General features: G+C 66.9%; 12 protein-coding genes. 10 read left to right on the top strand and 2 right to left on the bottom strand.

Annotation, left to right across the window (positions count from 1 at the left end):
* Nucleotides 1–194: 194 nt before the first annotated feature.
* Entirely contained in the window at nucleotides 195–968 is a 774-nt protein-coding gene (locus tag UK23_RS11275) for a hypothetical protein (RefSeq protein WP_045311391.1), read from the bottom strand.
* Between the two features lie 230 nt (nucleotides 969–1,198).
* Here UK23_RS11275 and UK23_RS11270 point away from each other — a divergent pair, with 230 nt between their 5' ends.
* The 4 genes from UK23_RS11270 to UK23_RS11255 are packed head-to-tail and all read left to right on the top strand — an operon-like array spanning nucleotide 1,199 to nucleotide 3,271.
* Nucleotides 1,199–1,687 (top strand): CarD family transcriptional regulator, encoded by a 489-nt coding sequence (locus UK23_RS11270; RefSeq protein WP_012782996.1) that lies wholly within the window; start codon nucleotides 1,199–1,201, stop codon nucleotides 1,685–1,687.
* A 44-nt stretch (nucleotides 1,688–1,731) separates the two neighbouring features.
* A complete protein-coding gene (gene ispD, locus UK23_RS11265) occupies nucleotides 1,732–2,424 on the top strand; it encodes a 2-C-methyl-D-erythritol 4-phosphate cytidylyltransferase (protein ID WP_045311390.1) in 693 nt (230 codons plus the stop codon).
* Nucleotides 2,421–2,915: a 2-C-methyl-D-erythritol 2,4-cyclodiphosphate synthase gene (gene ispF / locus UK23_RS11260; RefSeq protein ID WP_045311389.1), complete on the top strand. Its 495-nt coding sequence runs from the start codon at nucleotides 2,421–2,423 to the stop codon at nucleotides 2,913–2,915. Before ispD ends, ispF begins: the two co-directional genes overlap by 4 nt.
* Nucleotides 2,879–3,271, top strand: coding sequence for a PPOX class F420-dependent oxidoreductase (locus UK23_RS11255; protein WP_045311388.1), 393 nt, complete (start codon nucleotides 2,879–2,881; stop codon nucleotides 3,269–3,271). The genes ispF and UK23_RS11255 overlap by 37 nt, the downstream gene beginning before the upstream one ends.
* On the opposite strand, the gene UK23_RS11250 is transcribed toward UK23_RS11255, so the two are convergent.
* A complete protein-coding gene (locus UK23_RS11250) occupies nucleotides 3,268–3,537 on the bottom strand; it encodes a DUF6191 domain-containing protein (protein WP_052684566.1) in 270 nt (89 codons plus the stop codon). The genes UK23_RS11255 and UK23_RS11250 overlap by 4 nt on opposite strands.
* A gap of 66 nt (nucleotides 3,538–3,603) precedes the next feature.
* On the opposite strand from UK23_RS11250, the gene UK23_RS48520 reads away from it, so the two are divergent.
* From UK23_RS48520 to UK23_RS11220, 6 genes are all read left to right on the top strand, one after another.
* On the top strand, nucleotides 3,604–4,548 hold the full coding sequence (locus UK23_RS48520) for a toll/interleukin-1 receptor domain-containing protein (RefSeq protein ID WP_196777701.1): 945 nt from the start codon (nucleotides 3,604–3,606) through the stop codon (nucleotides 4,546–4,548).
* A 25-nt stretch (nucleotides 4,549–4,573) separates the two neighbouring features.
* Nucleotides 4,574–5,197, top strand: a complete 624-nt coding sequence (locus UK23_RS11240; RefSeq protein ID WP_045311386.1) for an HAD family hydrolase — start codon at nucleotides 4,574–4,576, stop codon at nucleotides 5,195–5,197.
* Nucleotides 5,194–6,588 carry a cysteine--tRNA ligase gene (gene cysS, locus UK23_RS11235; protein ID WP_045311385.1) on the top strand — a complete coding sequence of 465 codons (1,395 nt, stop codon included), beginning with the start codon at nucleotides 5,194–5,196 and terminating at the stop codon, nucleotides 6,586–6,588. Before UK23_RS11240 ends, cysS begins: the two co-directional genes overlap by 4 nt.
* Nucleotides 6,589–6,593: 5 nt before the next feature.
* Nucleotides 6,594–7,565, top strand: a complete 972-nt coding sequence (gene rlmB, locus UK23_RS11230; protein ID WP_045311384.1) for a 23S rRNA (guanosine(2251)-2'-O)-methyltransferase RlmB — start codon at nucleotides 6,594–6,596, stop codon at nucleotides 7,563–7,565.
* A 568-nt stretch (nucleotides 7,566–8,133) separates the two neighbouring features.
* A complete protein-coding gene (locus UK23_RS11225) occupies nucleotides 8,134–9,357 on the top strand; it encodes an MFS transporter (protein WP_045311383.1) in 1,224 nt (407 codons plus the stop codon).
* A 208-nt stretch (nucleotides 9,358–9,565) separates the two neighbouring features.
* On the top strand, nucleotides 9,566–11,035 hold the full coding sequence (locus UK23_RS11220) for a GGDEF domain-containing protein (RefSeq protein WP_231114461.1): 1,470 nt from the start codon (nucleotides 9,566–9,568) through the stop codon (nucleotides 11,033–11,035).
* Nucleotides 11,036–11,146: the final 111 nt, after the last annotated feature.

Genomic DNA, 11,146 nt, shown 5'->3' with positions numbered 1-11,146 from the left:
GTCGTGAACATCTTCCTGTTCCACGTCTTCCTGGAGCCGTCGGGCATCGTCACCGCGCTGCTCGTCGTGGCCGCCGAGATCGGCCTCGCCTGGGCTTACCGCGACAAGTTCCGCCCGATGCTCAAGGCCTGACGCACAACGCGAGAACGCCGCCCCCTCGCCAGGAGGGAGCGGCGTTCTCGGGCTTCAGGGGGTCAGTGGCCTTCGGTGCCGTGACCCTCGCTCACGCGCTTGTGCTCGGACGGCGCGATCGGCACCTCGAGCGTGACCGAACCGGCCTTCTCGAAGAGGAACGTGATCTTCACGGTCTGCGCCGCCACGATGTCGCGGTTGATCTTCTTCAGCGTGCAGCGGATGTGCAGCACCTCGAGGTCGTCAGGAATCGCGGACGCGCTCGGGTAGGCCGAGGACGAACCCGACGGGCGGCCGGACGACGACGCGGCCGAACCGGACGACGACGGCGGCGTCGAACCCGAGGTGGGCGCGACCGAGGACGACGACGGCGCACCGGAGGTCGGCGACACCGACGAAGAAGACGCAGGCGCGTTCGACGACGACGGCGCGACAGAAGACGACGGCGCGGAGGTCTTCGTCGGCGCCTTCGAGGCGTCGTACTCGGCCTGCAACGCGTACCGCGACGGGATCTCCTTGCTGCCCACGACCTCGGCCTCGGCCTCAGCGGCGTCGGACTTGATCGACAGGAGCTTGTCGGTGTTCTCGCCCGTGTTCGCGATGACGAACGTCAGCGGGACGTCGTCGTCCTTGTGGTAGCGGTTGCCGTCCGGCGGGAACGCCAGCACGACGTTGCGCACCGCGATCGGGCCCGCGTTTCCACTGGCCCCGTCGACTGCGGCGACCTGGGTGTCGGTCTGGGTGATCTGACCGGCGCTGCAGCCGACCGCCACCAGGCCGAGGCCTGCGGCCAGCGCTGCCGTAACGATCAACCGGCGAGACACTCCTGAGTTCACGGCTCCAGCGTCCTTCCTAGGGAACAACCACCAGGCGAGGAGCCTAACCGGGACCCGAATCCAGGACGCGACGTGGTGCCATTCGATCTTCGCTGAGTCGTACCTTGCACGCGAACAGGTGGTTTGTCAACCCCCCGCATGGCCCTGACCAGCACTAACGGATCATCGAGCGGCGTTCGCGGCCTTGCCGGACGTGTTAGGATGGAGGCATCGAAAGGGGCAGAGGACACATGGTTTTCAAGGTCGGAGAGACCGTCGTCTACCCGCACCACGGTGCCGCTCTCATCGAAGCAATCGAGACCCGCGTGATCAAGGGCGAGGAGAAGAAGTACCTCGTTCTCAAGGTAGCGCAGGGCGACCTCACCGTACGGGTTCCCGCTGACAACGCCGAAATCGTAGGCGTGCGTGACGTTGTCGGCCAAGAAGGACTCGACAAGGTTTTCGAGGTCTTGCGTGCTCCCCACACCGAGGAGCCGACCAACTGGTCTCGGCGGTACAAGGCCAATCTTGAGAAGCTCGCCTCCGGCGATGTGAACAAGGTTGCAGAAGTGGTGCGCGACCTCTGGCGGCGCGAGAAGGATCGCGGGTTGTCCGCCGGCGAGAAGCGGATGCTGGCGAAGGCTCGGCAGATACTGGTCAGCGAGCTGGCGCTGGCCGAGGGCACCGACGAGGACAAGGCCGAGGTTCTCCTCGACGAAGTTCTCGCCACCGCGTCCTAGTTTTCAAAACAAAACACACAGAGCATCGGATGTAAGTCGCGAACATGAGTGTTGTCGCGCTCGTGCCCGCGGCAGGGCGGGGAGAGCGTCTGGGCTACGGGATGCCCAAGGCGCTCGTGCCGGTCAACGGGGTACCGCTTTTGACCCGTGCCGTTCAAGGTCTGTTCGCGTCAGGCCAGGTTCAGCACGTGGTAATCGCCGCTCCACCGTCCGATGTGGACTTGGTGCACACCGCTACCGCCTCGCTGGCCCCGGCCGGCGGGGCGGTGCACGTGCTTTCAGGGGGCGCCGAACGCACCGACTCGGTGCGACTCGCCCTCGAACACGCGCTCAGCGTGATTCCGGACACCTCCATCGTGCTGGTGCACGACGCTGCCCGCGCCTTCACTCCTCCCCAGGTCATCGCCGACGTCGTGGCCGCGGTGCGCGACGGGCACGACGCCGTCATCCCGGTTCTTCCGGTGGCCGACACGATCAAGCAGGTGGACGAGGTCGGAGTAGTCGTCTCCACACCTGACCGGGCCGGTCTGCGGGTCGTCCAGACCCCGCAGGGTTTCCGCGCCGAGACTCTCAAAGCCGCCTATTGCTCCGGTATTGCCGCGACTGATGACGCTGGTCTTGTGGAGAAGAACGGCGGCAAGGTCCACACGGTTCCCGGGCACGCGCACGCCATGAAGATCACCACCCCGTTCGACCTCGCGGTCGCGGAAGCACTGTTCGCAGGAGAACAAGCGTGAGAATCGGCCAGGGCGTCGACGTCCACCCGATCGAAGCCGGCCGCGAGTGCTGGGTCGCCGGACTGCTGTGGGAAGGCGTCGACGGTTGCGCCGGCCACTCCGACGGCGACGTGGCCTCGCACGCGCTGTGCGACGCGCTCCTTTCCGCCGCGGGCCTCGGTGACCTGGGCGAGGTCTTCGGCACGTCCGACCCGCGCTGGTCCGGCGCGCACGGAGTGGTTCTCCTCACGGAGGTCCGCCGCCTCGTCGAAGAAGCAGGCTTCCGTGTGGGAAACGCCACAGTGCAGGTGATCGGCAACCAGCCCCGCATCGGCAAGCGCCGCGACGAGGCCCAGAAAACGCTTTCCGAGGCCGTCGGCGGCCCTGTCTCGGTGGCCGGCACCACCACCGACGGTCTCGGTCTCACGGGCCGGAACGAGGGAATCGCGGCGATCGCCACGGCGTTGCTCGTGCCATGGCCACCCTCTCAGAACCACAGCGCAGTCTCCTAGACAGCGCTAACTACGCGACCGTCGCAACGCTCGCCAAGGACGGCAGCCCGCAGACGTCGGTCGTGTGGATCAAGCGCGACGGCGACGACGTGCTGTTCTCCACCACCGTCGGCCGCGCGAAGGAACGTCACCTCAAGCGCGACCCGCGGGTGAGCATCACCGTCATCGACCAGAACAACCCGTACAGCTACACGGAGTTCCGCGGCGAGGCCTCGCTCACCACGGAGGGCGGGTTCGACCTCATCAACGAGCTGGCGCACAAGTACACCGGCGACGACTACAAGGGCGACATCGGCACGGACAACGTGCGCGTGATCGTCCGTGTGCAGGTCTCCAAGACCACCGGCAACCTCTAGTCCGGCAGCTTGATGACGGCAGTGCCGCCGTCGAGGTCGATCTTGGTTCGCGGCGGCGCGCCGTCGCCCTCTTCGTCGCGGCGCTGCCGTTCTTCCTTGCGATGCTCCAGTTCGTCGCGCTTGGCGCCCTCGAACGTCGCCCCCAGTTCGTCGAAGCTGATCGTCGCGAGAGGCGTGCCGCCCTTCTTGCGCCGCGCCACCCACTCGATCACGGCCATGACGAACAAAATCGTCACCACGCCGGGTAGCGACATCGCCCAGATCATCCCCGCAGCCATGTACTGGACAACTCCCCCGCTGGGCGTGTGGTTCCCGCCACTAAGCTCCTCGAGGTGCCCAAGTACGACGTGTGCCTTTCCTTCGCCGGCGAAAACCGCGACTACGTCGAAGAGGTGGCCCGCCACCTCACCGAACTAGGCGTCTCCCGCTTCTACGACACCGACGAGCAGGCCGATCTCTGGGGCAAGAACCTCGTCGAGCACCTCGACCAGATCTACCGGCACGACTCCCGCTTCTGCGTGATGTTCATCTCCGAGGCCTACGCGCGGAAGATGTGGACCAAGCACGAGCGCCAGTCCGCGTTCGACCGCGCGCTGATCTCCGATGCCGAGTACGTGCTGCCCGCGCGGTTCGACGACACCGAGATCCCCGCCCTGCGCGTCGGCACGGGTTACATCGACCTGCGCAGCCGCACCCCGCGCGAGTTCGCCGGGATGATCGCCGCGAAGGTCGGCGCGAAGATCGACGGTCCGCAGCCCGGCTGGGAGTACCAGCTGTTCGCGGACACGCTGGCGCTGCACCTGAACAAGCTCGAGGACAAGCGGACCAGTCACGAGATGGGCGTCGCCTCGCCCAGGCGCGCGCTGACCACGGACACCGAGGCGCTCGACCACTTCATGACCCGCTCGCGCGTGTTCGACGGGATCGTCAACGGCATCGCGGAGCTGCTGTCCCCCGGCAAGCAGCAGTGGGCGTTCGGCCGCGCCGGCCGGCCAGGTGACCGCGAGCGGATCCGGCAGCTCGCCAACCGCTTCGTCGAGGAGTACGAGAAGCTGCTCGACTGGTCTGCCGACCTGCGTGGCACGCCGACGCCCGCCCGGTTCTCCGTGCTGTACCAAACGGCCGCGCAACTCGCGAACGAGCCGCTCACGCAGATCGAGGAGTTCGTGCAGGACTTCGTGGACGCCGCCGAACGCGGCTCCGGCAACCTGCAGCTGCACCTGTCCTACGACCCGGGCCCGGTAGAGGCGGAGCTGAAAAAGGTCCAGACCACCTAGCCGAAGAGAACGTAGAGTCGGGAGCGTGACGATCCACGCCGCGCTCTTCGACTTCTCCGGCACGCTCTTCCGGCTCGAGCACCCCGAGCTGGCGTCCAACGCGGACCTGATGCGTGCGCTCACGGCCCCGGTCGGCATCGCCGACGACATGGACCCCGAGCTCGTCGACGCGTGGCACCGCCGCGACCTCGACCCCGACGTCCACCGCTGGGTGCACGTGCGAGTGCTCAACGACTCGAACGTGCCGAACGCCGAGGCGCTCTACGACCAGCTGATCGACGCCGAGTCGTGGCAGCCCTACCCGGACACGAAGGCGGCGCTGGAGCACCTCACCGAGATCCCCGTCGCGGTCGTCAGCAACATCGGCTGGGACATCCGCCCGGTGTTCGAGCGGTTCGGCCTCACCCACCTCGTGGACGAGTTCGTCCTCTCCTACGAGGAAGGCGTGATCAAGCCGGACCCGAAGATCTTCACCACCGCGTGTGAACGGCTGGGCGTCCATCCCCGCAACGCCGTAATGGTCGGCGACAGCGAGGAGGCGGACGGCGGAGCGGAGGCGATCGGTTGCTCCTTCCGGCTCGTCAACCCAGTTCCGACGAGTGACCGCCCGAACGCTCTTTTGGATGTGGCCCGTACCATTCCCGTGTGAGCCTCCACATCTACGACACCGCGAGCCGGTCCATGCGGGAGTTCCACCCGCAGGTCAACGGAACGGCGTCGATCTACGTGTGTGGGGCGACCGTGCAGGGCATCCCGCACATCGGGCACGTCCGCAGCGGCCTGAACTTCGACGTCCTCCGGCGCTGGCTGGCCCGCGACGGCGCCGAGGTGACGCTGGTCCGCAACGTCACCGACATCGACGACAAGATCCTCACCAAGGCCGCCGAGCACCACCAGCCGTGGTGGGCCTGGGCGTACACGCACGAGCGCGCCTTCGAGGACGCCTACGACGCCCTCGGCTGCCTGCCACCGACCTACGCGCCGCGCGCCACCGGCCACATCACGCAGATGGTCGAGCTGATGCAGCGGTTGATCGACAAGAACCACGCGTACGACGTCGACGGCGACGTCTACTTCGACGTGCGCTCGTTCCCCGAGTACGGCGCGTTGTCGGGGCAGAAGCTCGACGCCGTGGAGCAGGGCGAGACCGCGGTGCGCGGCAAGCGCGACCCGCGCGACTTCACGCTGTGGAAGTCCGCGAAGCCCGGTGAGCCGTCCTGGCCGACGCCGTGGGGCCACGGCAGACCAGGCTGGCACCTCGAGTGCTCGGCGATGGCCACGGAGTACCTCGGCGGCACGTTCGACATCCACGGCGGCGGACTCGACCTGATCTTCCCGCACCACGAGAACGAGCAGGCCCAGTCACGCGCGGCTGGTGACGGCTTCGCGAACTACTGGATGCACAACTACTGGGTGACGCTGTCCGGCGAGAAGATGGCCAAGTCACTCGGCAACACCGTCTCCATCCCGGAGATGTTGAACAAGGTTCGTGCGCAGGAACTGCGGTACTACCTGGTCGCGCCGCACTACCGCTCGCACATCGAGTACTCCGAAGGCGCGCTGGACGAGGCGGTGACCGCGTACGGCCGCATCGAGTCGTTCCTGCGGCGCGTCGTCGAACGGGCCGGGCGCGTCGAGCTGCAGGGCGACATGTGCCCGGACTTCGTCGTTGCGATGGACAACGACCTGAACACGCCTCAAGCCGTGGCGGCACTGCACAACAAGGTGCGCCAGGGCAACACGGCACTCGCCGACGGCGACCACGACAAGGCCCGCGAGGCGGCCGAGTGCGTGCGCCGGATGGCCGACATCCTCGGCGTCGACCCGTTGTCGCCGAAGTGGAACGACCAGTCGTCTGCCGACCTCGGCATGCGACAGGCACTCACCACGCTGGTTGATCGGCTGCTCGTCGAGCGCCAGGAAGCCCGCAAGAGCAGGGACTTCGCACGCTCCGACGCGTTGCGCGACCAGCTCTTCGAAGCGGGCATCGCCGTCGAGGACACCCCCGACGGTCCGCAGTGGACTTTGAAGGACGACTGACTTCCGTGGCTGGCAACTCCAAGCGCAAGGGCGCGATGCGCAATCCGGGCTCGAAGAAGGGCGCGGTCGTCGGCTCCGGCGGGCAGAAGTCCAAGGGCCTGCAGGGCAAGGGTCCGACCCCCAAGGCGTCGGAACGCCCGAACCACCCGGCGTACAAGCGGGCCACTCGGGCCGCGAAGACCGAGGCCGTGAAGACCCAGCGGCGCCAGAAGACCGAGAAGGCCCAGGCCGAGACGGTCGCGGGCCGCAACCCCGTCGTGGAATGTCTCCGCGCGGGCACGCCGGCGACGGCGCTGTACGTGGCGCTGGGCATCGACGCGGACGACCGCGTGGCCGAGGCCGTGCGTCTGGCCGCAGACCGGGGCATCTCGGTGCTGGAGGTGGCCCGCGGTGAGCTCGACCGGATCACCGGCGGCGCGATGCACCAGGGCCTCGGGCTGCAAGTTCCCCCGTTCGAGTACGCCACCCCGAACGAGTTGCTCGAGCTCGCTCAGCGTGCTGGCGTGCCGCCGCTGCTCGTGGCGCTCGACGGCGTGACGGACCCGCGCAACCTGGGTGCCGTCGTGCGCTCGGCCGCGGCGTTCGGCGCTCAGGGCGTCGTGCTTCCGCAACGGCGCAGTGCGTCGATGACGGCGGTGGCGTGGCGGACCAGCGCGGGTACGGCGGCCAAACTGCCGATCGCGATGGCCACCAACCTGACCCGCACGCTGCGTGACTGGGCCGAGGCCGGTCTGATGATCGTCGGCCTCGACGCGGACGGCGACGTGGACGTCGACGGTCTGGAGCTCGCGACGGGCCCACTGGTCGTCGTGGTGGGCTCGGAGGGCCGCGGTCTCGGCCGTCTGGTCAAGGAGACCTGCGATCAGACCGTGTCGATCCCGATGGCCACGGGCGTCGAGTCGCTCAACGCGTCGGTTGCGGCGGGTGTCGTGCTGGCCGAGGTCGCGCGGCGCCGTCGTATCGCGGCCAAAGGCTGATGCTCACCTGACGTTATCGGCTGGTTCGTGACGCCAACGGCATCCATTCGCCGACGTTAGTGATCGTTTCCTGCCCGCGAAACCGGTTTAGACAACGCGGGCAGGAAACGGAGATCTCCACAGTTGCCAGATCCTCGCGGGTGACTGGCATGACAAACTGCGCGGCCTATTCCGCGGCACTCCCGAGCGCGGGTACGTTCTCCTCTGTTCGCTAATTGCCGGTTCTGACGGCAGGAGTCGGAGCGGGTTGCACCGGTTGGCCGAGCAGGTGACACCCGTTTGGCACCGGTTGACACAGACTGTGACCATTTGGGGTCCAATCAGGCGAACCCGAGGTCAACTGTGAAGAAGATCAGCCCTACGTTTCGCTATTGTAACTACTTTAGGTAACTGGCCTGCTCCGTTTAGGTACACACTGTGGTAGGACAGACGTTGAACGGTCAGGCAGCTTCTACCGTGATTGTCGATAGAAATTGATTACCACCGGCGGGGGCGACGTGACTCGGCGTAGATCGAATCAGGACGTGCTGATTCGCCGCGCGCGAGGCCCGGTCCGCCGAGGAGCCGCATGACGACCCGCGGCGCTCTCCGCGACCTCGTGGGCTTGCGTGAGTTCCGCGCCATGTGGATCGGTTCGACCGTATCGACAGCCGGTGACCAGCTCGCGGCAGTCGCATTGTCACTGCTCGTGTACCAACGAACAGAATCCACTGCCTGGACCGCTCTCACCTGGGCGCTGACACTCTTCCCACCACTGATTTCGGGCCCGTTGCTCGGCTGGGTCGCCGACCGGTTCCCGCGACGCACGGTAATGGTGACGACCGCGTGGTTGCAGGCAGTGCTCATGGCCACGATGGCCATTCCGGGCATGCCGCTCTGGGCCATGATCGCGCTGCTGGTGGCGGTGCTGGCGATCTCCTCGCCGTACCTCGCCGCTCAGGAGGCAAGCCTCCCGCACGTGCTCCCGCCGAACCGCTACGACGACGGCGTGGCGCTGTTCGGCACGTCCGTCGACATAGCTCAGATGGCCGGCCTCGCCGCCGCGGGCTTCCTCGTCGCCGGCACCAACGCCGGCGTGGCGCTCGCGATCAACGCCGGCACGTTCGTCCTCCTAGCGATCTTGGTGCAGGTCTCCGTGAAGCACCGTCCGGCCGCGGACCCCCTGGGCCGCAAGAAGAAGGACGACGAGCCCCGCGGTGCGCTGACGTTGATGGTGTCCGAGCCGCGATTGAGGACGCTGCTGGGTGTCCGCCTGCTCGCGGGCCTCGCGATGGTTCCGGAAGGCCTCGCGGTCCCGCTCGCGGTCAGCTTCAACGCCGCCTGGGCGGCAGGCCTGATCCTCGCCATCGAACCCGCGGCGAACGTGCTGGGTGTGGCGCTGCTCTTCCGTCTCGTCCGGGATCCGGCGAAGCGCGAACGGCTGATCGGTCCACTCGCGATCCTGTCGCTGGGCCCGTTGATCCTGTTCGCGTTGAACCCGAACCTGACCTGGACGATCGTTCTGCTGGTGATTGCCGGTATAGGCGGGGCTTATCACACGCCTGCTCGTTCAGCCTGGATGCGGCTGCTACCGGATCAGTACCGCGGAAGGGCCTATGGCATTGGCCGGGCCGCGCTGCGCTCGAGCCAGGGCGGAGGAATGGCACTGGCCGGTGTGGTCGCCCATTCGATCGGCTCCATCACGGCCACGATCGCGGGAGCGGGCGGCATCGGACTGCTGCTGGCGACTCAAGCCACCATCGCCTGGCGACGCGCACGCGGTCGCAACGACACGAAGGCGGTGGCAATCTGAAACAGAACGGTCACCATTAGCGATATCCGTACTGTAGGCACCTGATGATCCAGGTGCGATTGAAGTCGGGTCGCGAAGAGGAAGGCGGCGCTAGAAGTCACGGTTGCACATGGGAGGCACCTCCTCGTTGCGGCGAGCAGCAGCGCGGTAGGTCTACGACCTGGTCAGCGGCGGCTTTGCTCATGATGTGCCATGAGCGTAGGGGGTCGTGGTGAAGAACAGTTTGACTGATCGCAGGCGATCGCGGGCACTCGGCTTGACTCCGATTCGCAACTGGGACCTTTGGACCGTTGCGCCTAGTGCGATCGCGTACTTTTTCGTGCTCGAAGCGGCCGTAGCAGCAGCCTCCATTTGGCTGCTAACAAAACTCACGACGGTCTCGCCGTCCGACTGGCTCCGCTTCGGCGCACTCCTCGCCGCGATCACCATTCACCTGACCGTCGTCCGCAGAGCGGAAGAGGCCCGCCGCAACGAGGCCTCAGGCCCCCACATCGACCTGACCTCGGTCTGGACCTTCGCAGCAGCCGTGGCCCTACCCGGCGGCCTGGCCGTGATCGCCACGATCTGGATGCGCATCCTGATCCAGCCGATCGCCCGCCGCCAGCCCTACCGCTTCGTCTTCGGCACCGCCTCCATGCTGGCCTCCACCCTCCTCTCGTGGACCGTCGTCCACCTTTCGGGTGTTTCTCTGGCCGCAACCGGCAACGTCCCCACCGACCTGGGCCTGGTCCTGGTCCTGGCCATCACGGCGGTCCTCTACTGGTTCATCCAGGTGATGACAGTCGCCGTGGCCTTCAAAATCGTCACCCCGGACTCCAAGGTCCTCGACTTCCTGGGTTCCAAGGTCGACAACATGCTCGAAATGAGCACCCTCGGCGCCGGCGCCATGCTGGGCATGCTCATGACCTCCCACTGGGTAGGCCCTCTGTTACTGGTCGTCCCGGTGATCCTCGTGAACGCCCTGCTGTCCCGCGCAGGCGAACGCCGGGCCCACCTGGAACGGCTGCTCCGCGAACAGGAACAGCTCCACCAACGCCTGGCAGCAGACGCCCACACCGACTACCGCACGGGCCTCCTCAACACCAACGGCCTGACCGAGTACGCGGGCCGCCTGGCCGAACGCTGCCGAATCGACGGCGAACCGATGACCGTCCTGGTAATCGACCTGGACCACTTCAAGCGCATCAACGACACCTGGGGCCACCCAGCTGGCAACGCAGTCCTCGCCGAAGTGGGCAGAATCCTCCGCGAAAAGCTCCGCCCAGGCGACGTGGCGGGCCGGGACGGCGGCGAGGAATTCGTGGTCGCGCTGAAGGACACCCCAGTAGCCCAAGGCGTAACGATCGCCGAACGCATCCGCGAGGCCATCGGCTCGCTAGCCGTCCCCACGACCGACAAGCACCGCAACGTCGTCACTCTGTACGGCCGCGAAATCCAGCCCCCAGAACCAGAAGGCGCGTCCCTGCAGGCCATCTCGGCCTCAATCGGCGTGGCCGTGATCCCGGACAACGGCCCGGACATGGCCACCGCCCAGCACTCGGCCGACGCCGCCCTCTACAAGGCAAAGGAAAACGGCCGCAACCAGGTCCGCGTAGCAGGCCTGGACATCCCGCCACGCCTGATGCCGGCCCCACGCCAAGACGACATCACCAAGCCGATCACCTCGCGCACCGCCTAACCAGACGACCTCAGCACTCATCAGGCGAGCCGTCCGAGCACACGCACCAGCACGCCCGACCGTGCGCGATGCCGAAGGCGAGCAGTACCGATGGCGCAGCCGAGGCGTCTT

The organism is Lentzea aerocolonigenes (genome assembly GCF_000955955.1).
GTDB classification, from domain to species: domain Bacteria; phylum Actinomycetota; class Actinomycetes; order Mycobacteriales; family Pseudonocardiaceae; genus Lentzea; species Lentzea aerocolonigenes_A.
This window is presented reverse-complemented; position numbering and strand designations above follow the sequence as displayed.